Annotated in this window: 23 protein-coding genes, 4 pseudogenes and 1 riboswitch; of the genes and pseudogenes, 18 read left to right on the top strand and 9 right to left on the bottom strand. The window is 59.7% G+C overall.

Features of this window, described 5'->3' with window-relative positions; translation table 11 throughout:
• Window positions 1–102 precede the first annotated feature (102 nt).
• From bioB to IVB36_RS32085, 6 genes are all read left to right on the top strand, one after another.
• On the top strand, window positions 103–1,098 hold the full coding sequence (bioB, locus tag IVB36_RS32110) for a biotin synthase BioB (RefSeq protein ID WP_247394283.1): 996 nt from the start codon (window positions 103–105) through the stop codon (window positions 1,096–1,098).
• A gap of 48 nt (window positions 1,099–1,146) precedes the next feature.
• Window positions 1,147–1,500, top strand: coding sequence for an aspartate 1-decarboxylase (gene panD / locus IVB36_RS32105; RefSeq protein WP_247394282.1), 354 nt, complete (start codon window positions 1,147–1,149; stop codon window positions 1,498–1,500).
• 70 nt (window positions 1,501–1,570) lie between these two features.
• Window positions 1,571–2,725 (top strand): 8-amino-7-oxononanoate synthase, encoded by a 1,155-nt coding sequence (locus IVB36_RS32100; RefSeq protein ID WP_018457427.1) that lies wholly within the window; start codon window positions 1,571–1,573, stop codon window positions 2,723–2,725.
• Complete coding sequence (gene bioD, locus IVB36_RS32095; protein WP_247394280.1) at window positions 2,722–3,354, top strand: dethiobiotin synthase; 633 nt, start codon at window positions 2,722–2,724, stop codon at window positions 3,352–3,354. The genes IVB36_RS32100 and bioD overlap by 4 nt, the downstream gene beginning before the upstream one ends.
• Window positions 3,354–4,616 (top strand): adenosylmethionine--8-amino-7-oxononanoate transaminase, encoded by a 1,263-nt coding sequence (locus IVB36_RS32090; protein WP_247394329.1) that lies wholly within the window; start codon window positions 3,354–3,356, stop codon window positions 4,614–4,616. Before bioD ends, IVB36_RS32090 begins: the two co-directional genes overlap by 1 nt.
• Before the next feature lie 646 nt (window positions 4,617–5,262).
• Window positions 5,263–5,457 (top strand): hypothetical protein, encoded by a 195-nt coding sequence (locus IVB36_RS32085; RefSeq protein ID WP_247383929.1) that lies wholly within the window; start codon window positions 5,263–5,265, stop codon window positions 5,455–5,457.
• 226 nt (window positions 5,458–5,683) lie between these two features.
• Here IVB36_RS32085 and IVB36_RS32080 read toward each other — a convergent pair whose 3' ends face one another.
• The 3 genes and pseudogenes from IVB36_RS32080 to IVB36_RS32070 all read right to left on the bottom strand — a co-directional run bounded on the left by IVB36_RS32080 (window position 5,684) and on the right by IVB36_RS32070 (window position 6,983).
• Window positions 5,684–5,875, bottom strand: a complete 192-nt coding sequence (locus tag IVB36_RS32080) for a hypothetical protein (protein WP_247394335.1) — start codon at window positions 5,873–5,875, stop codon at window positions 5,684–5,686.
• Window positions 5,838–5,990 (bottom strand): annotated as a pseudogene (locus IVB36_RS32075) (ArsR family transcriptional regulator); the annotation flags it as partial. The pseudogene IVB36_RS32075 and the gene IVB36_RS32080, both read right to left, overlap by 38 nt.
• A gap of 711 nt (window positions 5,991–6,701) precedes the next feature.
• A complete protein-coding gene (locus tag IVB36_RS32070) occupies window positions 6,702–6,983 on the bottom strand; it encodes a hypothetical protein (protein WP_247394278.1) in 282 nt (93 codons plus the stop codon).
• Between the two features lie 193 nt (window positions 6,984–7,176).
• Window positions 7,177–7,303: riboswitch (cobalamin riboswitch) on the bottom strand.
• Between the two features lie 762 nt (window positions 7,304–8,065).
• Between IVB36_RS32070 and IVB36_RS32065 the strand changes: the two genes are divergently transcribed.
• Together IVB36_RS32065 and IVB36_RS32060 are read left to right on the top strand one after the other, a co-directional pair.
• On the top strand, window positions 8,066–8,305 hold the full coding sequence (locus tag IVB36_RS32065; protein ID WP_247394276.1) for a hypothetical protein: 240 nt from the start codon (window positions 8,066–8,068) through the stop codon (window positions 8,303–8,305).
• 1,232 nt (window positions 8,306–9,537) lie between these two features.
• A complete protein-coding gene (locus IVB36_RS32060; protein ID WP_247394273.1) occupies window positions 9,538–9,861 on the top strand; it encodes a hypothetical protein in 324 nt (107 codons plus the stop codon).
• 431 nt (window positions 9,862–10,292) lie between these two features.
• Here IVB36_RS32060 and IVB36_RS32055 read toward each other — a convergent pair whose 3' ends face one another.
• Window positions 10,293–12,131 carry an ATP-binding protein gene (locus IVB36_RS32055; protein ID WP_247394270.1) on the bottom strand — a complete coding sequence of 613 codons (1,839 nt, stop codon included), beginning with the start codon at window positions 12,129–12,131 and terminating at the stop codon, window positions 10,293–10,295.
• Window positions 12,132–12,562: 431 nt separating this feature from the next.
• On the opposite strand from IVB36_RS32055, the gene IVB36_RS32050 reads away from it, so the two are divergent.
• From IVB36_RS32050 to IVB36_RS32040, 3 genes are all read left to right on the top strand, one after another.
• Entirely contained in the window at window positions 12,563–12,997 is a 435-nt protein-coding gene (locus IVB36_RS32050) for a GGDEF domain-containing protein (RefSeq protein ID WP_346731071.1), read from the top strand.
• 5 nt (window positions 12,998–13,002) lie between these two features.
• Complete coding sequence (locus IVB36_RS32045) at window positions 13,003–13,224, top strand: EAL domain-containing protein (RefSeq protein WP_346731073.1); 222 nt, start codon at window positions 13,003–13,005, stop codon at window positions 13,222–13,224.
• A 237-nt stretch (window positions 13,225–13,461) separates the two neighbouring features.
• The gene (locus tag IVB36_RS32040; protein ID WP_346731070.1) at window positions 13,462–13,881 is read left to right on the top strand and encodes an EAL domain-containing protein; all 420 of its coding nucleotides are present in this window, start codon (window positions 13,462–13,464) and stop codon (window positions 13,879–13,881) included.
• A gap of 60 nt (window positions 13,882–13,941) precedes the next feature.
• Here the strand turns inward: IVB36_RS32040 and IVB36_RS32035 are convergent.
• Window positions 13,942–14,073: pseudogene (locus IVB36_RS32035) on the bottom strand (SOS response-associated peptidase); the annotation flags it as partial.
• A gap of 207 nt (window positions 14,074–14,280) precedes the next feature.
• Here IVB36_RS32035 and IVB36_RS32030 point away from each other — a divergent pair.
• The 4 genes from IVB36_RS32030 (at window position 14,281) to IVB36_RS32015 (ending at window position 17,536) form a co-directional block, all read left to right on the top strand.
• Complete coding sequence (locus IVB36_RS32030) at window positions 14,281–14,940, top strand: hypothetical protein (RefSeq protein ID WP_247394258.1); 660 nt, start codon at window positions 14,281–14,283, stop codon at window positions 14,938–14,940.
• 85 nt (window positions 14,941–15,025) lie between these two features.
• Window positions 15,026–15,676, top strand: a complete 651-nt coding sequence (locus IVB36_RS32025) for a hypothetical protein (protein ID WP_247394255.1) — start codon at window positions 15,026–15,028, stop codon at window positions 15,674–15,676.
• Entirely contained in the window at window positions 15,673–16,452 is a 780-nt protein-coding gene (locus IVB36_RS32020; protein WP_247394252.1) for a hypothetical protein, read from the top strand. The genes IVB36_RS32025 and IVB36_RS32020 overlap by 4 nt, the downstream gene beginning before the upstream one ends.
• Complete coding sequence (locus tag IVB36_RS32015; RefSeq protein WP_247394249.1) at window positions 16,430–17,536, top strand: hypothetical protein; 1,107 nt, start codon at window positions 16,430–16,432, stop codon at window positions 17,534–17,536. Before IVB36_RS32020 ends, IVB36_RS32015 begins: the two co-directional genes overlap by 23 nt.
• 49 nt (window positions 17,537–17,585) lie before the next feature.
• Here the strand turns inward: IVB36_RS32015 and IVB36_RS32010 are convergent, their stop codons facing one another.
• The 4 genes and pseudogenes from IVB36_RS32010 to IVB36_RS31995 all read right to left on the bottom strand — a co-directional run.
• Window positions 17,586–18,956: a hypothetical protein gene (locus IVB36_RS32010; RefSeq protein ID WP_247394247.1), complete on the bottom strand. Its 1,371-nt coding sequence runs from the start codon at window positions 18,954–18,956 to the stop codon at window positions 17,586–17,588.
• 179 nt (window positions 18,957–19,135) lie between these two features.
• Complete coding sequence (locus tag IVB36_RS32005; protein WP_247394246.1) at window positions 19,136–19,279, bottom strand: hypothetical protein; 144 nt, start codon at window positions 19,277–19,279, stop codon at window positions 19,136–19,138.
• A gap of 119 nt (window positions 19,280–19,398) precedes the next feature.
• The gene (locus IVB36_RS32000) at window positions 19,399–20,325 is read right to left on the bottom strand and encodes a DUF4238 domain-containing protein (protein WP_247394244.1); all 927 of its coding nucleotides are present in this window, start codon (window positions 20,323–20,325) and stop codon (window positions 19,399–19,401) included.
• Between the two features lie 1,001 nt (window positions 20,326–21,326).
• Window positions 21,327–21,539: pseudogene (locus IVB36_RS31995) on the bottom strand (hypothetical protein); the annotation flags it as partial.
• A 505-nt stretch (window positions 21,540–22,044) separates the two neighbouring features.
• Here IVB36_RS31995 and IVB36_RS31990 point away from each other — a divergent pair.
• The 3 genes and pseudogenes from IVB36_RS31990 to IVB36_RS31980 all read left to right on the top strand — a co-directional run bounded on the left by IVB36_RS31990 (window position 22,045) and on the right by IVB36_RS31980 (window position 25,485).
• Entirely contained in the window at window positions 22,045–22,566 is a 522-nt protein-coding gene (locus IVB36_RS31990; RefSeq protein ID WP_247394242.1) for a thermonuclease family protein, read from the top strand.
• A gap of 814 nt (window positions 22,567–23,380) precedes the next feature.
• Window positions 23,381–24,253: pseudogene (locus tag IVB36_RS31985) on the top strand (zincin-like metallopeptidase domain-containing protein).
• Between the two features lie 119 nt (window positions 24,254–24,372).
• Entirely contained in the window at window positions 24,373–25,485 is a 1,113-nt protein-coding gene (locus IVB36_RS31980; RefSeq protein WP_346731069.1) for a tyrosine-type recombinase/integrase, read from the top strand.
• Window positions 25,486–25,560 lie beyond the last annotated feature (75 nt).

Raw genomic sequence — 25,560 nt, 5'->3', positions numbered from 1 at the left:
GCGTTTGCGGGCGTCGTGGATTAGCATCAAGATGAAGACCAACGATCATAGATAATCGCCGGTATTATCTATGATCTTTCATGGTAAGGAACGCAAGTCTAAATGATTGCCTCTGGGAGAGTAGAGCGGAACGACAGTAGAAACGGCGCTCAGGTTCGCAGTAACTGGGAGCGCGCCGAGGCCCAAGCGCTCTATAGCCTGCCGTTTACCGACCTGATGTTTCAGGCGCAGAGCGTTCATCGCGACAACTTCGATCCAAACCACGTCGAAACCGCAAGCCTGCTCAGCATCAAGACGGGCGGCTGTCCGGAAGATTGCGGCTACTGCTCGCAGAGCGCGCATTACCAGACCGGTCTGAAAGCGACCCGCCTGATGGATTGCGCCGATGTGGTCGCCAGCGCACAGGGCGCCAAAGATGCCGGCGCGAGCCGCTTCTGCATGGCCGCGGCCTGGCGCAGTCCAAAAGACCGCGATCTCGATCAGGTCTGCGATATGGTTAGCGCGGTCAAAGGTCTTGGAATGGAAACCTGCGTCACGCTCGGCATGTTGACTCCGAACCAGGCCGTACAGCTCTTTGAGGCTGGACTCGACTTCTACAATCACAACGTCGACACCTCGCCGGAGTTCTACGGCAAGATCATCAGCACCCGTACTTTGCAGGATCGCATCGACACACTCGCACATGTTCGAGAGGCCGGCATCAAGGTGTGCAGCGGCGGCATTATCGGCATGGGCGAGCGCGTCGAGGATCGTGTTGGCATGCTCGTGCTGCTCGCCAATCTCCCCAGCCATCCGGAGAGCGTTCCAATCAACATGTGGAACGAGGTCGAGGGCGTGCCGGTCAACGACACCGCGGAGCGTCCCGAACCCTTTGCGCTGGTCCGCCTGGTGGCGACCGCTCGGATCATGATGCCGAAGAGCGTCGTGCGGTTGTCCGCTGGACGGCAGTATATGACCGATGAACTGCAGGCGCTGTGCTTTTTTGCCGGCGCGAATTCGATCTTCATCGGCGACACGCTCTTGACCACGAAGAACCCGCAGCGCGATCGCGACACGAACTTGCTGGACCGGCTCGGCATCGCGTCCAGCCTGGCCTGAATCAATCAGAGCAGCGCGCGCCGCGCACAAATCCAGCTTGGGCGAGAAATGCAGATTACGTTGATGAAAGGCAAAATCCATCGCGCCTCGGTCACCGAAGCCGACCTGCACTATGAAGGTTCGATTTCGATTGACCGTGCGCTGCTGAATGCTGCGGGATTCTTGATCAACGAACGCGTTGAAATCTACAACATCGACACTGGAGCGCGGTTTGCCACCTATGTGATCGAAGCGCCTACAGGGTCAGGTATCATAGGTCTGAATGGTGCGGCTGCCCGTCTCGCCATGCCCGGAGACGAAGTTATTATCGTTGCATATGCCTCCTTTGACGAAGCCGACGCAAAAACGTTCAAGCCGCACGTTGTGCTGGTCGACCGAGACAATCGCATCTTGCCAGGCTGAAGCCGCGGGCCCGAAGTTCTTCCCTGCCATCAGAACCCTTGAGACACCAATCATACTCTCCGAGTGAAGAATGAATCCAATCCATGCGACCAAAGTTGCCGACTATGTCGCAGCCTTGCATGCCCTGAAAGAAGATGACCGGCTGCGCGGCCTCAAGCGGCGCGCGGGGATCGATTTCGCGTCGAACGACTATCTCGCGCTGGCGAACGCGCCGCGCATGAAAAAGGCTGTCTTGGACGCGATCGAGGCCGGTACACCGATCGGTGCCGGCGGGTCGCGGCTTTTGCGCGGCAATTGCGAGGAGCACGAACGTCTCGAAGCAGAAGCTGCAAGGTTCTTTGCGGCGGAGACAGCGCTTTTCTTTGGCGGCGGTTATGTTGCAAATTTCGCTGTCCTGACAACGCTGCCGCAGCGGGGCGATTTGCTCGTTCTCGATTCTCTGGTGCACGCGAGTATTCATGAAGGCGCGCGAGCTGGCCGGGCCGACTTTCGGACAAGCGCGCATAACGATCCGGAGTCGGTCGAAAGCGCGATTCGTGACTGGCGGGCCGGTGGCGGAATGGGCCGGATCTGGATCGTGGTCGAAAGTCTCTACAGCATGGACGGCGACTTTGCGCCTCTCAAGGATATGGTCGCGCTCGCCGACCGGCATGATGCGTTCCTGATGGTAGACGAGGCCCACGCAACAGGCGTTTACGGCGAGCAGGGACGAGGACTCACCGCGCCCTATGAGGGACGCGAAAATCTGCTGGTCGTTCATACCTGCGGCAAGGCGCTGGGCGCGGCCGGCGCGCTCGTCACTGCGTCCGGCGTGCTACGAGACTTTATGGTCAATCGTTGCCGTCCATTCATCTTCGCGACCGCGCCATCGCCGCTGATGGCTGTCGCCGTGAGGGAGGCGATTCTGATCCTGCAGCAGGAACCCGAGCGACAGCAGCGTCTCACCAAGCTGGTCGCGTTCTCGCATCGGGAGATGAGAGAGCGCGGCTGGAAAAGTCCTTCGGATTCGCAGATCGTACCATGCATCGTAGGCGACAATGCGCGCACGATGCGGCTCGCCTCTGCATTGCAGGCTCGCGGGTTCGATATCCGCGGAATCCGGCCGCCAACCGTGCCGGCGGGCACGGCCCGGTTGCGAATTTCACTGACGCTTAACGTGGGGGAGGACGGCGTGCGTGCAATGCTCGATGCCTTGATCGAGGAGACGAAAGGCGAGCTTCAATGAGTGTCAAAATCGTCGTGACGGGCACAGGTACCGGAATTGGAAAGACCGTGTTTTCCGCGGGGCTCGCCAATCTCCTCGGAGCGGACTATTGGAAGCCGATTCAGGCCGGCCTCGAGGGAGAAACCGATACCGAGGTCGTCTCTTGTCTTGGCGGCCTCTCGGCCGATCGCATCCTGCCGGAACGCTACCGCCTTCAGACCCCCGCTTCTCCCCATCATTCTGCCGAACTTGACGGAGTTCGCATCGAGGCGGATTTGCTCGATGTGCCCGATACCGGGGAGCGGCCATTGGTGATCGAGGGCGCGGGCGGGCTGATGGTGCCGCTGAGCGGCGACACACTCTACATTGATATCTTCGAGCGATGGCGGCTTCCAGTGGTGCTTTGCGCAAGCACAGCGCTGGGCACCATCAATCACTCGCTGCTGTCGATAGAGGCTCTCCGAAAACGTGAGATCCGCATTCTTGGAATGGCCTTCATTGGCGAAAGAAATGCTGAGACTCAGGTTGCGATTCGCGAGATGGGGCGGGTGCGCTGGCTAGGGCGATTGCCATGGCTTTCTCCCCTCACGGCAGACACGCTGCGGGCCGCATTCCAAGCCTCATTTCGTGCTGATGATTTCAATCCGTGATGCCGAAGATAAGGTCGCCGATCTGGCATCCGTTCACGCAACACGCGCTTCAAGGCGAAATGACAAAGGTCGTGCGTGCTGACGGTGCTTATCTCCACACCGCAGACGGGCGCCGTATTATCGATGCAATCTCATCCTGGTGGGTCGTAACGCATGGTCATTGCCATCCCCATATTGTAAGCGCCATTCAGGAACAAGCCGGTAAGCTCAATCAGATCATCTTTGCCGGCTATACCCACGATCCGGCTGAGGAGCTTGCTGCGCAACTGTTGAAAGTCGCACCCCGTGGTCTCGACTATGTCTTCTTCTCCGACAGCGGCTCCACCAGTGTCGAAGTCGCCTTGAAGATGGCACTCGGGTATTGGCATAATATCGGTCAGCAGCGAAGACGCATTGTCGTAATGCAACACTCCTACCACGGCGATACGGTTGGGGCGATGTCCGTTGGTGCCAGAGGCGTGTTCAACGCGGCGTACGGGCCGCTGCTGTTCGATGTTACCTCGATCCCGTTCCCAGCGAGCGGTCGTGAGCAGGCGACACTCGCTGCGCTCGAGTCCGCGTGTCGAAACGAAATGCCAGCCGCCTTTATTGTGGAGCCTCTGATATTTGGGGCAGGCGGGATGCTGATGTACCCAGCCTGGGTGCTAACAGCGATGAAGCGGATCTGCGAGGCGTCGGACGTCCTGTTCATTGCCGACGAGGTCATGACGGGCTGGGGCCGCACCGGATCGCTATTTGCTTGCGAACAGGCCAATGTCACGCCCGATATCGCTTGCTATTCGAAAGGTCTCACGGGAGGGGCGCTCCCACTCGCGGTTACGCTCTGCCGTGCGGACATTTTCGACGCGCATTATTCGAAAGATCGCATGCGTACGTTCTATCATTCGAGTTCATATACGGCGAATCCGGTAGCCTGTGCCGCTGCAAAAGCGAACCTGGATCTTTGGTGGTATCAGGACTCCCGCGAGCGCGCCGCTTCGCTCGCCGCCATGCAAGAGCGGGCAATTGAGCCATTCCGCGCCGATGCGCGCTTTGAAAACGTTCGTCGTTCCGGAACCATCACAGCGCTTGATTTGAAAACGAGCGATGGCGGCTATTTGGCGGACATCGGTCCGAAGCTTCAGGCTTTCTTTAACGACCGAAATCTGCTGCTGCGCCCGCTCGGCAATACCATCTACGTGATGCCGCCCTATTGCGTCACCGCGGCAGATCTCGACGAAATCTACGCTGGCATCAGCGATGCTGCCGATGCGCTGGTTTGAAGGCGCGCTTCTCGAGTTCGGACTCGCGCTCCACCTCCGTAGCAATTCTCGTCACAGAAAGAAGGCCGAAAGACGTTCTGTACAAAGCACGCTTGCGTTAATGAAGTCCGTGACTTCCCGGGAATTGACCAATGAAGCTTGGGAGTGACGGACCATGTCGGTGGCGCAAGCCGGCTTGATGGCTCGCAGTTCCTGACGTCAGTCCGCATCAGATTTTCGATCTTGCTGCCGTCGCGCTCGCTCCCAGGATGGTAACGAGGCAGGACCCGTGCTGACCGCAGGTCGCCAATAGTAGAGGCGTTGAAATCCACCGAAGAAGCCGGAGATCCAACAGGATTTGAGCGCGATAACGGGACGTGTTGCATTGATGGATTGTCCGAAGTGCTCCAATATGAAGCTGAAACGACGCAAGTGTGAAGCCGAGACAACGCTCTCATGTGACCGAGACTAGTTGCAGACAATGTCTGGGGAGCAAAGGCGCAAGATCTGGTAAAGTCAGCGTGCCCCAGCCAGAACATGGGGCAACGCCGCCGGGAGATATGATGTTGGACCGTGACGGTGACTTGATCTTTCAACTTCTGCTTTACCTTAGTCTAGTGCTTATTGTTGGGTCTCTGATGGGCTTAAGCGCGATGGGGATTGCAGCATGGTCGAGCGAATGACCGTCAGCAAGTATCAGTTCGCGTGCGAGCTGCGGCAGTTGATCGAGAAGCACATCGGCCCGTCGAGCACGTTCGAAGACTACGTCCTCATAATCGGGGAGCTGGAAGGGGCGAAGAACAGGCTGGAGCTGGAGTCCGAGAAGTTCTCGGACGAGGAGGTTGACGCCTGCGAATTATAGCGAGCGCGCACAGATCTGGTAGGCGGAGGATAGTCCCGCAGGATATGTCGATTGAGCAATTTGCGCCAGCAGCTCATCCTTCGGCATGAGATGCTGAGCATTCTAAGCCCGGTCGACTGGCCGCGAGCAATTATGATCGGGGTGAAGTGGCGGCGCTGCGCCGGCGGCGCCTCAGAATGACTTATCACTCGACTGAATGCCGGGTGCACTCGTTCCTCAGATTAATTCAGTGTTCGCACCGGCTGCCCTTGTAGGCGCACTTCCGGCGCTTGGAGATCAAGTCCTCGATTTCTATCCGGCAGGCCGCCCAGAACAGATCTGGCGCGATCTCGCCTTGCTCAAAAGGCGTCACGAAGATGCCTTCGGACCGACCGCGCGGAGAAGCGCCGCGTGAACTGCTCGTCGTCTTCCATACCATTTGCGGTGCCGTATAGGACAAAGTCAGCGTCGCCTCTGACTTAAGATCCAAACACGACTTCAGCTGACGATTTGAGGGCCTTCTTGAACTTGTCGATTATATCCGAACGCTCCCGCCCAGGTGACCAGGCCGCGATTTCCATCACCAAAGCGCTCTTCTGGAGGACGGGCAGAGGCTTCACCTCACCCCGGCGAGAGCGCAGTCACGATCCTCTTTCCCTGGCGATCGTAATCAACCTCGGCGCTATGATGACGCGTTGAAGGGATCGGATTCTTGGGGCCTCCCAAGTTCGGATGTGATCCCTGGTTCCCACCCAAAGTGAACGTGACTCAGGGGACGAACTCTTCGTGGTCGAGCTGCATCGGATGGATTCGAACCACCCTTGATCGACGGTTCACGGCCCGATCGATAGGAACGCGCGGGCAATTCATTTTGGTGAGCATCTTAGCGCGACTCTTTCCAGAATACCTTATGGGCGTCTCGGCGGGTCATACGCGGATTTCCGTCCATACAACGACCGAGATTGGGACATTCGGACTCAAGCCCTGTGGCGCGGCTGGGCTTTCTCTGAGAATCGCTCCGTCCGTCGTCGGGTCGCTTGGATCGGCTTTGGGATGCAGCGGCGGTGTGCGTAGCCGCCGAGGACGACAACACGCGGCCCGATCTGTCCGCAATGAATGCACCGCCTCAACTTGTGGCCCCAGGGATCTCTCGGTGGCATTGGCGCGGATCCTAGGGGGTTTCGCGCGGACGCCGGCGAACGGTCTCGCCGCCGTGCGGAAGCCTGATTGTCTGCATGGTCGGTCCCTCGATATTTTCCAATTGCTCAAGGTTGCTCTCGCCGGCGCGCCGCGCCTTGAGGTCGCGCGCGTGCTCGGCCGATGTCCGCGAGCCGCCGCGCCTGGCCCGCGCCTCGGCGCTCCTCAACGATGCCTTGCGGGATCGCTTGCTGGGCCGGGGTTGGCATGGTTGCGCCTCCTTGGTTTTCAGTCGGCGTCGCGGCTGGGGCGCCCTCCGTGATGATCGCAGAGCTCGAGGAATTGACCGCGAGCAACTCCCGCAGGCACTCCATGCGGGCGATCTGGAAAGGATAGGCAGGCTTGATCATCGAGGCAGGTCTCTCTGATTGAATGAGAGGACGCCGACAATGAAGATGATGAGGAGCGTGCACGCGAAAAGTTTTATCAGCGGTCTGGACTGGTCGTTGACCGCATAACCCAAGTCCGCGCCATAGATGCGTGCCATCTGGCGATGGGCGCTGCTGACAAAGGCCCGCTTGATGGAGCGTGCGGCAATGCATCAAGCGAGCAGTGCGAGGACGCGGGCTAAATAGTCATCCCTGCGGGGGCAGCTGCGGCCTGAGGGAAAATCCCCGCACCGCATTCCCTTTTGATCCCCGTGGCGGGAACAATCGATATCACCCTAGAAGCTGGCGAGGCATGGAGTCAATCTCCGGTCTGAAGCAGGCAAACCTGAAGTTGTTTGCCAAATAGGTCCACCGGGCCGAATAGTAATCGGCGCGAGTGGAGTAGCGGGTACCATGTCCGAGTAGCGCAGAAGGCGAGTTCGTGCTGCTCGCGAAAGCTAGTCGAACGTTGGTGCGCTGTTTGGTGACAAAATTGCACCCGCGGTTTTTGCCGCGACAAAGCCGCCGAACAGACCATCAAGTGGAGAGACGACCACGTCAGACTGCTCTCCCGCCCATAACAGATGCCGTTGAATTGCGTCGAAGACTACGGCCAAACGCAGGATTTCAGCATGGGGCGCGGCACTTTGCATTAATCAACATTGAAATATGATTACTGTCAGTAGAGAGGAAACACACATGCGATCGCAGCGCATATCTTCACGCCCAGCAACACCTCGGCGACCTCGGAATGTCGCTTCTCCTTGTGGGTTCGGCTCCAGCAGCAGAGCTCATGCTGAAAGTCAAATGGCGGGATTTTTTGTAGGAACCGCTCCAGTCCGAAGCCGAGACGACACACTCAGTTGAATGCGAGATTTGGTCGCTCGTTACGTACCCTGTTTGTCGGAGCAAAAGCCCCCAACTTCGCCATCGCCGCCGGAAACGAACGTTGCACAGTGGCGCACTGTTCTCGGCCAAGATGGCTTCCTGGAAGCGGCCTTGTCTCCAGGGGCCTGCCTCAAGCTGTAAGTAGCTATTCGAGCAGGAGAAATGTGAGAGAGCCTATGACACGCTATTTCTTCAATGTCGGCGGCAGCCGCCCATTTCAGGACACCCTCGGGGAAGAGTTGCTCGACGACAATGCGGCTTGGCAAGCTGCTCTTGATATAGCGCGCCATATTGCAGCAAGCCTAACGCCCGGCGACGACTATCGGCTTGAAGTAATGAATGCAGGTCGGCTGATCCATTCTATAGAGACAACCAAAGTATCTTACACTCCTGCTTTGGTTGATCTATCACACTAAGTGACGCTGACTCGGATGATCTCAGCTGCAGAGCTGGCCCACAACAGGGTTATGTCAGAAGTTCTCTTATGTTTCTGACAATGGAGTGTGATCCATGCCCCCTGAGCACGCCGGATTTTGGAAATCACCAAAGAACTGCCGAAGGCGCACCCATTGGTGCCAAGGCCCTGTTGCACCTTGGCAAGCGTGCTGCTGTCGATCAGGCCCTTTGGCGTCTTGCCCACCGTCGAGCATCGCCCCATCGACTAGCGGGAACGATCGCGCTCGGATTGGCCTGCGAGGCTGGATGGACGTGCCACGCCTCAGCTGTCCGTTCTCTTTTGCCCATTTTCGCGATCAAACAGTACCGCGAGGATTTGATCGTTCTCGAATGCCCGCAGCGCTACAAACACACATCCACAATAATCGGTGCCCAATCCGAAGCGGAAGTCCCAGAAGGAAACAACGCCGCTCACCGGGTATATTGGCAAGCGGCGTTGTGTATCAAACCGGGCCTGAAATATCCCCAGCACTTACCGGTTAGCAAGCGGGGATACCAGCACTCGAGACCCGAAGCGCGGGCGAAGCGTGGAAGACGAGAGGCCGCGACCCGAATTTGACGGCATCGCAGGTCCCATAACTCCCCGCGTGGCGGGGCGGATGATATTCGGCAACCGACAAGCCTGTTGGCTCGGAAGCGCCATCACACGCTTACGTAATACGCCTCGCCTCGGTCTCTGCGTGTCACGACGACGCAAGTCGTGCCCCGCAGGGGAGGCTGAGTCGTTGCCAGGTCCTGCGCTAGTCGCTCTGCCGCACGAAACGCTTGCAGCTCGCTTTCGAATGCAAAGCCGCCAGGATCGTCGATATTCTGCTTGCCCACAAGATTAAAGTAGAAACGAGCCATTGTTCGCTCACTCGATTGTACCTAGGGACAATGAATATTAGCGGGCCGCGAGGCAGAAAATCCGCAATGAATGGCCTCATATCGCCGGAACTCGACGCACCACGCTGCTCGTCCGGAGGTCGCTCTTGCTCAATTCGGCAATGGGCCGCTCCGCAGTTCACGGCTTTCAAAAGTTTCGAAGATACCTCAGTGCGGTGCTTGGGGGCGCCTCATGGCATGCGATCAGGCTAGAACGATGCTGCGCGACACGATTCTGCCGGCGACGGACCCCTGCAGCTCTTCACCATCGTCTATGATCGCGTCAACGAGAAGATGAAATAGGGACTGGAATTTCGAGCAAGGCGAGATGAATACGATCAATGGAGCGGCCGCGTCGGATTTGCCGCCCCGTTTTGCGCAAGTCTCCAGAGCGCATTTTTTGCTCGCTCTGGTTCCCATCTTCGCGAGGCTGTCCGCGGCGGCAGCCTGGCTCAATAGCGAGAAATTTGCCGAGGCGTCGCCGGCGCGCGAAGCTGCCTCACTGCTGGAATCGTCACCCGAGGTGAGGGCCATGCTTTCGCAGATCCAATCGGAGCAACAGAAGTTAAATGACGAAATCGCCGAGCTCGGCCGCGAAATTGGTGCGCAGCAGGCGGGCCTAGAGCGGATTTCAGATCAACTCGCGGCGTGATCTCCAATATCGATTCTCGGCAGAATCCGGCTGTACCTTCATCGCTTAACCCGGCTGCCTCTCCTCCGCCGGCATCTCCTCCGCCCGCTCATACGGTTTCGAAGCCGGCCAAGCGAGTCATGCGGCCGTCTAAACCGGAGGGGGCGGTATCAGTCGGAGGCGCGCCACTGAGCTCCGACGCAAGCTCGGACGAGCGTTGATCGCGGCCTGAACTCTCGAAGACGCTATCCAGACGACCAGAAACCGCTTCAATGCGCGGGCCGCTCCCTGACAAGTCGAGCTGCAAGTGCGCAGCGCGCAATCCATGCGCAAATGGTTAGTCTATCAAACATATGCTCACTGCAAGCGTAAACGCAGTGATCTAACGCGTCTCCAGGGACCACAATCGGTCCACTTGCTCGTCCGAAGCAGGCGCGTGGCGTACTTGTTTGTCAGTGACGGTTATGCGCCATGTTGAACCGAAGCACCTCCTCGAAGACGCGATTTCGCGCCTTTGCATCTGTGATCAATGCCGAGGCGGGCATAACGTAGAGATGCAGTGGAATATCGTCCGATGCTCCGATGGCGAAGTCATCATAGACAACTCGCTCACTCAAAGAAAATACGTCTTTGAATCCAGTTCTCTTCATGTCTTTGTAGAATTCGTCGTCAATCTCAACCACTGAGAAGGCAAAGACCTCTCTTAACGTTTTGATCCGGTCAACCAGTTCAGCGGCGTACAGGCGGCACTGGAGGAGAGCCTTGTTGTTCTCAAAAATATCCGCGCCGGGCTTCTTAAATTCGACGATGACAAGCTTGTTTGGGCGGCCTTCGTTGTCCTTAGAAAAGAACGCCGCAACGTCGGGCTTGCGTTGCTGCTTCGATTCTGTCTCCGCACCAACTTCGCGGACTATTCTTACCAAGGTCTCATCGCTATAGATGCTGCTGTAGGACAGGAATTTGTCGTCCACCAGCCAAACGTTGTTTTCGCGGATATCGTCTCCGTCGCTTCTCTTGCGCAGGATCGCGTTGTGGAGAACGTCTTCCGCTGACTCTCGCGGCATTTTGGCCAGTGAATCGATCAGCAGGGCGCGATGGATGATGAACCGCGCCAAGTCGTCACTGGCGAGGTGGGAAATATCGTCGAAATCGACCTTCCGGCCTTCTTCTATGGCCTCGACGATCTGGTCTTCGCGTCTCGCTTGTTGCGCTCTGTAGGTTTTGACGATCTCGTCCGCGTCTAGCATGGCGGCGTCCCCGTGCAGCGACTCGATCGTGATGAACGGGTAGTATTTCCTCAATTTGTCAATGTTTCCGAGTTTGAACGCATCAATATCCCCTTCCGCCGTCTCGTTGATCATGGCTAGGCATTCTTCGTGAATACGCGGCATGAGCTTTTCGCGGCTAATCGGCGACACCAGATCGGTATCTGCATCGGCCTTTGGTATTTCGAGCTTCTGGCGTTCGATATTAGAGCTTCGGTTCAGATAGTTCGAAGTGATCGAGATCAAGTAGCGGCAAATGTCGAACCGCTTGCTGATCTGATACTCCTCTACGCAAAGTTCATCCGCGCAAAGCATTGCAATGATGCCTTTTCGCGGCGCATCTTCACGAAAGAGATAACAATCGAAGATCTCACCGCTGACCTCAAAGGTCCTAGTCTTCAAGGCCTCGATGTGCTCGCCCGAAAATATGAAATCCTCAGTGAACGGCTGCTTGGAGTTATGGGTGAATTTGATCGCTATAATTTGGCCAGCCTGTTTCTTCAGAAACAGCAAAAGCCGCAGATCGTCGCACATCGAATTGACGAGCTTAGCGACCTGTGTGTTGATCTTCTCCCTCAGGTCGGTGAGGGTGATCGTCGTTTTCTGCGACCCGGATGAGGTCGTTCGCTTAACATCGTCCGGCTTGAAGTCGGGTGTATAGCGAAATTCGACTAGCTGTGCGGAAAGCTGACTCCGGATCTCGACCCGACTGGCATATTTGAGGAACGCAAGGCGGCCGACACCTTTGCCGCCGATATCGTCTTTGTGGCCCGTGCAGATCTCGTCGAAATAATTAAGATTGTCCTGCGTGAAGCCTTCGCCGTCGTCGCAAATAGTTATCCTGTCGAGGACCGTGCGCTCTTCGTCGCCGAACAACCCCGACTGCCTCTCGAACCACAGATCGACTGAAATGGTTCTTGCACCGGCCTGGATCGAATTCGTGACGGCCTCGCGGATGACGTCCCGCGCTGTGACGCCGCCCTTATAGTGTTCGGCAATAAATTTCTTTAGATTGATCCGGGCCATAACGACTGTCTAGTGAAACGGACTAGGGCAGACAAGTGCACCGCCAGAGTGTGTGCAACAAAAACTCTATAATTCAGATGAATCAGCATGCACCGGACGAACCTGGCAGCACAAGAGCGGTGTGCCCGGCGGATGGAGGGCGCGGGCCGCCTCCGCCTTCCCATGTCACCCGGCTTCACTACCCGGGTTTGGCGCTCATAGTTGCCGCGCCCATCATGGCTGCGGCATAGAGAATCCGGCAGTTTTTGCGGTGATGACTGACCCCACGCCTTCCGCGGCGGACATTAGGCGGAGTCAGAGGTCGGCGGCGAGATTCGGGCCGATCTTGCGCATGGAGATCATATGGTTGGTGCCGCGCCTGATCTGCAGCCAACGATCGGTGCGGACGAATTCGTCGTCATACCAGCCGTTGGCGATGGTCCCGTTGATGTTTGCCGCCTCGAGATGACGGCTTCGCCAGGGACGAGCCGGGGTCCCGAGCGTTGTTCGTGCTCGACCTGGACGATCTGAAGATCGTCAACGATACGTTCGGCCATTTAGCGGGCGACGCATTGATCCGCACCGCCGCGACCAGGATTTCGCGGGCAATGGTACCCGATGTGACTTTCCGGCTCAGCAGCGGCAAATCCGCGGTCATCGTCCAGGCATCGGATGCGCTCGCCGATCTCGAGGCGGCTGCGGGCAGCATTCTCGGCGAGCTTGAGGCGCCCGCCGTGTGCGAAGGCCATTCGGTCGTGCCGCGCGGGACGATCGGCGGGGCGGTTCTCGGGCCGTCGGAAGCTACGACGGTTTCGGTGAACGAGGCGGCCGACTTCGCGCTCTACCATGCCCAGGAGACCGGCCGCGGCGGCTTTGTCCGCTATTAGCCTACATCGGGACGAGGATCACGCGCCGTCGGGACGCTATTCGCGACGTCGCGAATGCTTTGGCGGAGGAGCGGATCGAGGCGTATTACCAGCCGATCGTGACGCTGGATACGAACGAGATCGTCGGCCTGAAAGCCTTATATCGGATGAGGACGATTGACGGTGAGATGGTCCCGGCGCAGGCGTTCCGCGAAGCGACGACGGATGCCCATGTCGCGGTCGGCTGACCCAGTGCATGCTGGGGAAGGTCGCCGAGGATATCGCCTTCTGGCCGGGCCAAGGCTGCCGATCAACCACGTCGCCGTCAACGTGTCGACGGCGGATTTCTACACCGCCAGGCGAAAAGCCGAGGGCGCCTTCGGCCGCGCCGGCATCAGTCTCGAACATCTGATAATGGAGGTGAGCGAGGACTCTATATCGGGGCGGCGGGGCCGGGTGGTGGCGCGCGAGATCGCGGCGCTCAGGTGGCCGGCGTCCGGGTGACGCTCGACGATTTCGGGACGGGCCGCGCCTCGCTGACGCATCTGGTCAACGTGCCTGTCGACTTTATCAAGATCGACCAAGCCTTTATCGGCCGGCTGTGGCCCGAGGATCCGAGCCTGGTGATCGTCGAGGGCCTGATCGACATTGCGCGGCGCCTTGGGGTGTGCGTCATCGCCGAGAGAACCGAGGCGGAGGTCCAGGCAAGACAGCTCTGGGCGATAGGCTGCGAGGTTCGGGGCTTTGCCTTTGCGCGCGCGGGAGATCGCGACGCGACAGCCACTCTGATGCGCCGGCACGCCACCGGCGTCAAGGGGGCGACGCCGCTCTATGCCGGGCGCGACGCGACTCTTCGCGAGGCCGAACCGGCAGCGACCGCCTCGCGTCGGACAGCGGCAGACTGAGGCGACCGGCAGAATCCCGCGGCTGCGCGGCGGGAAGCCGGAACTCCGTAGAAAGGCGTTTCAGGATTTCAGAGCGCGAGCGTCGCGCAAACGCGATACGCAGAAGCTCCTTGCCGGCAAGGGACGGAGCAATTCTTCTTCCGGGCTGGTCAGGTCGAGCCAGGCCATGCGCTGATCCCACCGCAGCACGGCCAAGGCGCCCCACGAAGGGCCCGCCGCGCATGGCATTTTTCGTTCCTTTCAGGACAGGCGCGAATTGAGCAGACTGGTGTCGATGACATGCGACCCACTTCGCGCGCCCATGCTTGCGGTAAAACGTTGCGCAGAACCTTGCCCGAAATATGTATAATAGATGGGCAGAAGGGGCGAGGCGCGCCGCAGGCGGCGCCAGAACGGAGCATGATGGCCGATCTCAATCTTGCGGATCGACTGAAGCGGATAGAGCAGCTCGAGGATGAGCTGATGCGAAAAGGTGCGGGCGTCCTCGGCGCCGGGGCCGACCTCTCGCATGCCGACTTCTTCATTTTTGGCGCGATGCGCCGGACGTTGGCGCAGGCCCGCGGTTTCCGCGACCTTATCAATGCTCGCAATTTTCCCTGCGCCGCCGCCATTTTGCGTCTGCAGCTCGACACGGCAATGCGGGTCCATGCGCTGTCGATTGTCGATGACGTGGATTCGGCGTGCGAGGCCGTTCTTGACGGCGAGCAGTTCAACCGGCTCAAGGACCGGGACGGGAACAAGCTATCAGACGCGCATATTCGTAAGAAGCTCGCGGAAACGCATCCGTGGATCAGCCCGGTGTATGAACGCGCCTCGGAGTTCGTGCATCTATCGGGAAAGCATTTCGAGGTGTCGATCGCCCGTACGGACGACGAAACGCGCATGGCGTACTTCCAGATCAGTGGACATGACCCTCATCGAAGTGACGAAACCTACTTCGAGGCCGTCGACACTTTCTTCGAAGCGACTAAACTGGCGGGGATGTTGCTTCTCGCCTTCTGGACAGCGCGCCATCGGCGGGAAACTGTGATGGCCTCGATGCCGAAGGACGGCGCCTGAATCGTTGCGAGCGGCAACGTCCTGACATTCACGTCGCAAATTGGCACGAGGGCTTGCTTGCCGCCCCGGGCCAAAAGGGGGGATATTGCAAACAAGCGACCAGTTGCCGCGCATCTTCCAGGCCAATCTGGCGCGGCTGTTTGAAAGGGTGATTCAGCCCGCAATGGAGGCTCTGCCGGTCCACGCGTCGCCCGAATGCGGCGAAGCGGCGACGATAGAGCAATTTCTCGATCGCGCCGCAGCGCAGGTCGACAACTATACCGCCAACGAGGCGGCTAAGGCGTTCAGCCTGACGCTCGCCGCGATCTTCGAGCGCCAACTAAGCATCTGGGCGCGGGCCATCTATCGCGGCGATGCGATCGACCTGCCGAAGTCGCCCGGCTTCCAGGAATTTCTGACGCTCTGCGCCGAACGCACCGGCATCGACCTCGATCAGGGCGCGTTGGGGGCCGATCTAACCGAGATGTTCATGGCCGCCAATGTCGTTCGCCATGGCGAAGGCCCTTCGTGCGAGAAGCTGAAGACGATCGCGCCCGCGCTGTGCGACGATGCTGCCAACGACTATCACGATCTCCTGGCGGGGCCGCGGATCGCGAGCGAGCACCTCAGGATCCGGATGCGCGACCTGATTCGCTACATTTGGGCGACGACGCGGTTCTGGGGGTTGGCCGATCCTCTGCCGATGGCTGTGACGGATCCGCCGTATCGGGTCGCAAGGGGCGGGGACATCGTATGACCGACGCCGAGGAGTTCGACGATGAGCGAGACGATCAGCCCCGCTACCGTGAGGTCGCCGAGATCGGAACGAGTGATCTTTATGAAGCCTTGATCAGTTTGGCCGGCTTTGCCGAGAATCCTTACCTTGCGATGCAGGCGAACCAGCTTTGCCTCGTCGACAATACGCTGAACGCGCTCGAGGATGAGGTCATGAGCCACCAGTTCGATGATGAGCCCCCGCGCGGGAAGATCGCGTTGCTGGGCGCGCTCTCACCGATGTGGATCTATGCCGCTTACGAGTTACATCGGACTTGGCGTCAACGATGCGAGGAGGTCATCAAGCTCGCCGAGAATTCGGGTATCGATCTCAAAGCTGCCCATCTGGAACGAGCGCTGGGATATCGCCACTACGATCGCGAGCTGCGCGCGCAGCAATTGCGCGACGCCCAGCAGCGACCCGAGCTTGTCGAGCAGATGCGCCTCGACCTGCGGCGGACGGAGATGGGCTTCACCACGCTCGAATTCATCCGGGTGGCGCTCGCCAAGCATGAAGTGAGTAAGAAGGGCAACAAGAAGCCAATCGCGTTCGCGCCAGGTCTTGCGCGTCCGAATCGCTGGTGCGGCTCGATGGAATATGAGTTGAGCAATGGTGGTGCGATCATCAGCTACGTCACGCGCCGCGACATCGCCGAGACCATCCGATTCATCCCAGAGGCGGAGAATCCAAGCGACGAGGATCTGGCCGGCTTGCGAGCCTATATGAACCCGCCCGATGTCGAAGCGCTGGGCGGCTGATGGGATCATGAGCGGCCAGCTACCACCGCGACCCGGGAAGACCAAGGCCTTCGACCTGCTCGCGTCGGTGGCTGCTTTTGCGCGCGAACACGCCATCGCGCTGAACGATCCGTCGCTGGTGGCGCGATTCATCGCCGACGCTGGTCCCAAGCTGAAGGAGGCATTGGCAGACCCGACTCTGATCCACGGCTGGCGAACCGAGCGCCTGTTCGAGGCGACGGTCCTCAGCCTGGGGCGTTTTCGTTTACTGAAGACTGAGGACGCCGGCCCCGTTCATGCCGCTGGCACCTTCCGCGCTCCGGATTTCCGGGTGGTCCTCGACGAGGGCGAGCAGTGGCTGGTCGAGGTCAAGAATGTCCGGATCTGGGATCCGTTCAAGCAGGAGACGCGGATGTCCGCGGCCTATCTAGCTTCGCTGCAGGCCTATGCAGACATGGTCGGAACGCCGGTGAAGCTGGCGATATTCTGGTCGCTGTGGAACATCTGGACGGTCATTTCCCCGGATCGCTTTCGCACCCAAAATGGCGGTCTTCGAGTCACGATGAAGGATGCGGTTCTCGCTAACGAGTCCGAGCGGCTCGGCGAGGTGATCATCATGACCAAGCCACCGCTGCGGCTTGTGCTTGGGGCAGCGACCGATATGCCGCGATCGCTGAGCCCTGAGCGGCTGGCCAACTTCATCATCGGATCAGCGAAACTTTTCAGCGGTGACGTCGAGCTGACCGATCCCAGGGACCGAAAGCTCGCAGAAGTGCTTCTGTTCTATGGCGAGTGGTCTACCGAAGGTCCGCTTGCAGTGACCGACGGCGGCGAGTTCGCCGGTGTTGAGTTCGTCGCCACGCCGGAAGAACCTTCCGACCAGGGTTGGGATGGCATTGGCTGGGCGAGCCGGATTTTCAGCCGTTATTATGCCGCGCAGACCATCGATGGCGACCAGGTCATCCAGCTCCATGGCGAGGCGGCGCCGGAATGGTTTGCGCCGCTATCGGATTGGGATTTCAAGAATAGCAAGTTGCCGCTTTTGCTGGGGCGGGTTCAGGCGCCGGACGATCGGGCGGCCTGCGATCCGGAGTTGTCTGTATGACGCCCGTTTCTGCGGGCATCGTCTGGCCGGGCTGCTTTCCGGCATAGGCTTAGTCGTCATCAGCCGGCGGCTCAGGGGGCGGCGGCACCCAGCCGTCGGACTGCAGGAAGGTGAGAACGTCTTCGTATTTGTCGATCCGGCGCATCCGAACAATGTGTTGATAGAAGCGATTCCGTGCGTCATGGCTCGGCCGGTCGGCGGGCGTCGCGTTGCGCAGCAGAGCAAGCAGAAACGTATCTGTCTCGGCTGCGTCCCAGTTCTGTCCGTTGTCGATCACGGCATCGAGGAGCTGGTCGAGTTGCTGGCCGTTGAGGCGGCCGGCGAATGGCGTGATGAGGTCGCTGAAGTTCGCTTCTGATCTACGCCAGCTACCAGAGCCTTGATATTCTTCGACTGCCCGGGGCCACAAGTCGGCGAGCGGCTGTGAGGCGACCGCGTTGACCAGGTGTTCTCGATCGAGGCCGGCGATGACGGCTAACAGTGCTGCGCGGAATTGCGGGACGGTGACGCCAGCCAGGATGCGATAGTCGGTGAGGACGGCGGAGACGGCGTTGTTGACCGTCGCCTGCAGGGCTGTCCGTGTCGCCTCTTGAAGCTGGGGCCAGAAATCCGGAAAAGCAGCGATGAATGCAATGGCGCGGGGCCGGTTCCCCGGCTCGAGATTGTCGATCAGCCTGAGGATGGCCGCAAAGATGTCCGGCCAAGCTTGAGGGGCGCGGTCACGCACAGTGACCAGCGAGGGGATGATCTTGCGATGGAGCGGCTCCCACTGCACCGGTACGCCCTTGAGAAGGGATTTTGCGAGCACCGTGCCAAAATTGCGGACGTTCTGCGCGCGAACCCGCGCGAGGTAGCGTTGCTCGACGTAGTCGAAGATGCGCTCATAGGCCGTTGGAAAGCCCGGTGACTGAACGTCGACGTCGTAGAGGTCGAAGATCGCCTTGCCCTGCAGAGGTTCCTGCGACAGCACGAGATCGACCGCGTTGACGAGATGGAGCCGCACCAGCTCCGGCGATGGCTCGAAGAGATCGGCCTCGGCTGAAAAAGCCGGGTGGGCGCAAAGATGTCGATCCTCGCGAAGGCGCTCCAGATGCGTTCGGGCAATGCGGTTGACGACCTGCGTGTTTGCCGTCGCATCTTCGAGGATGCCTGCCTCGAGCTGCAGCAGCTTGGCGATATCGCCCGCGGCAGTGGCGTTGTCCCATGATTGCAGAAAGGCCGTCGCGGCCGCATCGCCCATGGCGCTGAGCTCGCGGTATTTTGCGATCAGATCGTAGGCGAGAGCAACCCAGGCGGACGTGAGTGCGCCGCGCAACGCACCTGCCTTGTAGGCCTTCACAGCGTCGAGAAAGTGCACCTTCGACTGGAGATGCCGAATTCGGGTGATGAGTATGTCGAGATCTACAAATCCAGAGTCCACGGTTCTCTATCCAGGGGGTGTAATGTGCTGAGATAATATCACCCTGTCATACGCTACCGAAAATCCCGCGTCTTCACCTTAATGGTATCGATGTGGAGGTCGAGCATGTAAATGTCGCGCGTTCGCGGGCCCTTAGGGGGAAGCCCACACGGATCGGGACCGGAGCTGCCGTTGCGGACCTAGTCGCTACGGCCGTGAGGCGGCGGAAACGCCGCATTGCGACTGTCGACGATGGCAAGATCGGCCGAGAGGTTGGTGATACGCTCAGCGACGAGGTGAATGACGTCGTACTCGCGCTGGATACGGCCGCGAATCGCCATCATGCTGGCCGACAGGACGGGCGCGGCGGTTGGCCTCGAGCACCTTTGCCCAGCTGCTACGGCGACCGCTCAGGGCGCAATTCTTTGTTCATTTCGGGCTGACCGGACGCGGGGAGTGGAAATCAAGCCTTGCGGCCTTCGCTAACCGCGGCCTGCGCGGATCGCCGTTTAAAGATCATCTTAGCCGGAGTGTCTGATGCGAGGTCGAATGGCGCCCACGTCATGTCATCAACGAGTCGGTCCCGTCCGCAGATCATGTGCCGGACCTTTGGAAAGTGCGCGAACTGGCCCGCGACGCTGCGGTTGAAGCCGTGCGCCAGCTCGATCGGCATCTCCCCGTTCATGAAGGCTCCATCGAAGTCGCCGACGACGACCAGGATCAGCGTGTGCGGGTCGACCGCCAGCACGCGCTGGAACGGCACCATTCCCGGGAGGGGCAAATCCATCGCGGCATGTGCAGGAGCAGGCGCGGGCAGCACGGGCGTGGTCGAAGACCGGAGCGGGATCGGCGACCGTGCCACCTGGATCAGCGAACGGTCATAATCGTCTGCGAACGAGCGCAGGGCCATCACGTTGAACATGAGCTTCGCAAGATCTGGGTCGGCGCGCAGGGTCGTGTACATCTCCCGCTCTTCCTGGGTGAACTCCATCTCGGAAGAAGGATCGGCCGCCATCGCGGCGAGCTCTGCGCTCGTTTGAAGATAGTGGGGTGTGCGGCCCTCGAGATGCCGAACGAGCGAATAGAGAATAGGCCGGTCGGTCTGGTCGAGGTCGGCCGAGCGTCCACCGACAATCTTGTCCCAGGTGTCGCTCCGACTGATCGGCGTCTCGACCGTCCGGTTGATATCCCTCTCGACCGAAATCGGGCGATTGCCCTGCATATGTACGTAGAAGTCGCGCTCGTACCCGATGCTCTTGATCGAGCGCTCCATCCACACGGCGACGGCTCCCTCCTTAGCCAGAGTGGTTACCTTCGTGCGCGCCTCGTCGATGGCGAAGTTGCGGAGGAAGAATTGTGGAACGACGTGAAGGTCGTGTGGATCGTCCATCGGAAACTGCTCCCTTCACCCGACTTCGATAGGACTTCTCCTGACCGATCCCTGATCGGCCGCAGAAGGCCTGTTACTCCGGTCCCGTTGCCCTCCGAGCGGGAGCGTGGCTACGACAACCGCCGGCTCTACGGCGAACGCACCATTGAGGGCGGGACCAGCATCGGTCAAGCCGGGCGCCGCCCCGTGGGCCGTCGCGCTGTGAACTGTATATCTCGTCGTGACTGTGATTGCGCGAAGCACCAACCATTGGTTGAATAAGCAAAGGTTCTGCGCCGTCTTACACTTGGCTACGTCTGGAAGCAGAAGCAGATTCCCGTCTTGCTGCGTCGAACCGGTCGTGGTGAGAAGCTCCGAGTGCGACTACCGTTCGCCGATGGTAATCGGCAATGGCTGCAGAACGGCCGGCGAACGGAGCCTGAATGGATCGGCGGCGATCACGCGTACTGGGAGCTGCCAAAGGCATAGTTTAATGACTGCGTCGATCGAGCCCTGTTGCGATACGGCAAAGTCTATACTATCCAGCCTACCGCGAGCAGGAGATCTGCGCGCTGGCGTGTCAGGAAGCGCTGGGGCATGAATGCCAGGGCACCAATCATGGCATCGGTAATGATGGAAGCTGGTTTGAGGTTTCCGACACCTTCTCAACCCGTTGGGGGGAGCGCGAGCTCGCCTGCCGTTTGCTCACAGCCCGGTAAGGACGAGTGGCTGATGAGTCGCCTGCGTCATCGGGCAACGGATGAATTTCTCGACCGCGCCATCGAGAAACACCCGCTCGATGTGATGTCCGGCGCCTTCAACGAGACTGCGTGCCACCATCGGGAGCTCCCGAACGGACCGCTGCACATCATCCATCGCGATCGGTGCGTCGCTTTCCGGCACATCAATCCGCGTGACGTTGTTCTTGCCGACCAGCAGATAGGCCTGGCCGAGCGCATTGCGGGATTGCGCGCGGGCGGCCGCATTGTCCTCGACACCGCGGTAGTAAGACGGGGCCGCTGTCGTATGGAGCTGGCGGCCGCCTCGGGCGAAAGGCCCGGTGGCGGATCCCGGCGGGCGATTTCGAGTGTCCGATTTCGCGCGTGCGGATCTGCGCGGTCCTGCATTCAGCCATGGTACACACACTCGCGGATCGCGCCTGCCTCCTGCAACACGGCTATCGCCCACCCCCGTACCGTGCGGATCGCCGTCCGCCTCTCCTTGGTCATCAGCATCAAGATCGCTCCTCCGCGAACGACGAATCCTTGCAGCCCTCGGCTCGTTCCGGGCTGCTAACACAGAGCAGGGATTCCAAATCATCGGGGCAGGTGCTTGTCCACGTGTTCCGCCGCCCTGTGCAAAACCAGCCACGCCGCAATCTTGTCCTTCCTTGTCCGCATCGCGCATGACGACGTTCAGCCCCTCGTCTGGTAAAGGGCGCTGCAGCGCCTTGCGTCCTCCGAAAGGGGCGCGCTGGGACGAATTTACGCGCTTCGCCGGCTGAACAGCGGGCAACCAACGCGACCGGCGAAGTTATAAAGAATGACGGCGTCTGGAAGGTATATGAATTCACTTGGCTGATGGACGCAATTCTGCTCTGGGCTCGCTCCGAGGGACGCTGGCGGCGCCGCACGGAGTTTCACTATCCCGAGCGGCCCGCGAACCTGCCAGCGCTGAAGCCACTCGTGAACTGGCCGAAATCCAATCCGCGAGATTTGCAGTAGCTACAAGGTCATTGGAATGCATCGAACCTCTGTCGCATTGATTATCGCCATTCTGTCGAGCGTAGCGTTGGCCGACGATTTTGTCGGCCAGGCCAGTGTGATCGACGGCGACACATTGGAAATACATGGAGTGCGCATCCGGCTCTGGGGCATCGATGCACCGGAGAGCAGCCAGCTGTGCCGTGGCGACGACAGCTTACAATATCGGTGTGGTGCGCAGGCCGCGAACGACCTTGATGCCTTCATTGGCCGCAGTGCCGTCAATTGTGTTCCAGTCAGCCTCGACCCGTATGGCCGCACGGTCGCGACCTGTTCGGTCGCAGGCAAGGATCTCGGTGGTTGGCTTGTACGCAACGGTCTTGCGCTGGATTGGCCCCAATACTCGAAGGGCAGGTATCACGAAGCTCAGCGCGAGGCTGAGCGCGCGGGCCGAGGACTTTGGAAGGGCAGCTACGTCGAGCCGTGGCTCTATCGTGCATGCATCCGCGCAAGTGGAAGGCCGTCTGCCTGTTCGGACGATGCAAATGCCCATCCTTGATGCGATCCCTGCGGGGCACCAATCCAGAACGGGCGTTAGCCAATCACGGCACTTGGGCAGGTGGCTCTGGCGCCGTTTGGGCTGCTCACTCTACCCATCATTTCCAATCCCCTCACTGCACAACGGGAATGAAATGGTTGCAGCCACCGGTGAATAGCCGGCCTCTGGCTACGCGCTTGAAGTGGACGGCCGGCTCAACGCCGAATTTGCAACCAGAGACGGCGCCAGGGCAGGTGGAAGAAGCAAGAAGCGTTTTCCCATGCTTCAGATCAGGATCTATGAGGCGCAAACCAATGCCCGCGAGGAAATCTAGGTCCTCCGACTTAAGCCCCGGTGGAGTTCTTCCGCTTGTGCGCGTGCGGCTTCCGCCGCATCGGGCTCTCGTTGAACCGAGCCGCGTGGCGTCTCGGCCGTGCGGCTTCGATCCCTCGCGCAAGAGCTGCGGAGCTCCTCGCCGGGGGCACTCGGGAAAGGGGCCCGCCTGCGGCGATCGCTATCACTGCCCCGTTCCCGGGTGCCACTATTGAACCGGTCTCGTCGCTGCACTCGGACCCGCGTGCCCCTTCGGGTCGCTATGCTCACGCTCTCCGGGTGCCATTTCCCGTCGAGGCGATGCGCTCTTGGCGCACGCCCGGTCGGGCCTGCGGCCCCAGGCATCTCAGTATCTAGTCCTGAAAACTTGGGACGGAAGGCGGACCGGACCGCAAATGTCGCATTCTGAATTAGAGGCTGAGAGTAAGAGTGTCGCGCGGTTTTGCCGTGACGGGTTACAGGCTGCGAGAGAGGCTCGCGGCGCCCGTCGCGGAGATCCGCGATGTCCAGACATCATCCTCGGGCGCGCACCGGTGAGGACCGGACGAGCCTTTATGACGACATCACCAACAAGATCATCGCCGAACTGGAGGCCGGCCGTGTGCCGTGGGTGCAGCCTTGGGGCACCGCGGCGGCGACGGCGCCTTTGGCCATGCCGAAAAGCGCCGCGACCGGCCGCCAATACAGCGGCGTTAACATACTAATTCTCTGGGGGGCTGCCACTGAACACGCATTCACAGGTCAGAGCTGGCTCACATTCCGCCAGGCGCTATCGCTCGGTGGTCACGTTCGCAGGGGCGAGCGCGGCACGACCGTCGTCTATACCGACCGCTTTGTGCCGGTCGACGAACAGCGCCGCGCGAGCGAGAACGGTGAGGAAGCGCAGACCATTCCGTTCCTCAAGCGCTTCACACTTTTCAACATCGATCAATGCGAGGGCTTGCCTCCGGAGATCGCAACAACAGCGCCGCCTCCGCCGCCAGACCTGATCGAGCCGCAGGTCGAAAAGCTCATCAAGGCGACTGGCATCGACTTCCGCATCGGCGGCAACCGCGCCTTTTATGCGCCGACAGAAGATTATGTGCAGGTGCCGCCACCGCAAGCTTATTTCGAGCCGATCAACTGGCATCGAACGGCCTTGCATGAGCTGGCGCATGCCAGCGGGCATCCGTCACGTCTCAACCGCGACTTGTCGGGCAGCTTTGGTACCAGGAAGTATGCCTTTGAGGAGTTGGTCGCGGAAATTGCCTCTGCGTTCGGTTGCGCGTCGCTCGGTATCGTACCGACGGTGCGGCACGCCGATTATATCGGCTCGTGGTTGGAGTAATGGCGAGCTTGCCATTATTCAAGTAATCAGCAGCAGATCATAATGTGAAGGAAGATTCTTAGCGCGGCCGGCTTGTGGAGATCGGCTAAAACGGCTTGCGATCTGCTGCGCATTATTTCCGGCATGAGACCCTCGGCTGTTGATCAAACACAGTTGAGGAAGCCTTCATGACACATGGATACAGCGCCCTTGTCTCGGAGCTTAGGGATGCTCTCACGCGACTGCGATATAACCGAGTTGCAGTTCATAACTATTGCCGCAACGCCGACCACTTTCTTGCGTATCTGACGGTACGCGAAATTGCTCTCGAAGCAGTCACGCCGGCCGACGTAACGGCTTATCTGCGGTTTGCGGTTCGACAATTTCGCAAGCGTCATGGCCGCGCTCCAGCTCGCTATTGGATAGGCATTCCCAGATCAGGAATCCACGCGCTGCTGAAACTCGCGTTGAAGCGCTGGCCACCCGAACCTACGGCCACCGATGCCGGCGAGCTTCTCTGTCGAGAGGTGTGCGATCAGTATCAGACATGGCTGCGGGAGGAACGCGGGCTCGCCACGGCCTCGGTCGACGCCTTACTGTGGGAAGCTCGAAATTTTCGTGCCTGGCTCATCAAGCATTCGAACGCCAATTTTGCAGGCCTGACCGTCCGCGATCTCGATATTTACATGGATATGCGGGCTCGCGGGCTGACGCGGAAATCCTTGAAAGATGTCGCCGAGCGGCTTCGTTCGCTGCTGAAACATCTTCACAGGACAGGTCGCACCACGGCCGATCTCTCCCAGCACGTTATTGCTCCGCTGCTCTATGCCTATGAAGGCATCCCGTCCGCGTTAAGTTCGGATCATATCTCGATTGTCCTGAAATCTGTTCGAAAAGACCGGTCGCCGATGGGCTTGCGCGACTATGCCATCCTTCAGCTTCTTGCGACCTATGGGTTACGTTCCGGCGAGATAAGCCGTTTGCGGTTAGAAGACATCGATTGGCGGGCGGACATTCTGCACATCCGCCGCTCCAAAACGGGTGATCATTCTCTTCTGCCCTTGTTTGAGGCCGTTGGGGAAGCGCTGATCGAGTACCTCCGGCACGGCCGCCCTGAAACTGGTGTGCGGGAGATCTTTGTTCGCACCCGCGCACCCTACGTTCCCATGGTGCGCATTTATAACGAAGTCAGCCGGCGGATCGAGGCGGCAGGCGTCACACCAAGCGGCAAACGCGGCCCGCATACCTTCCGGCATGCACGTGCAGTCAGTCTGCTAGGGCGTCGGTCCCGCGAAAGCTGATCGGAGACGTATTGGGTCATCGTTCAACGGAATCGACGATCCCCTACCTGAAACTTGCCACGGAGGACCTGCGCG

Source organism: Bradyrhizobium sp. 35, assembly GCF_023073215.1.
Taxonomy (GTDB): domain Bacteria; phylum Pseudomonadota; class Alphaproteobacteria; order Rhizobiales; family Xanthobacteraceae; genus Bradyrhizobium; species Bradyrhizobium canariense_D.
Note: the sequence above shows the minus strand (reverse complement) of the source record. Positions and strands in the feature narration are given on the sequence as shown.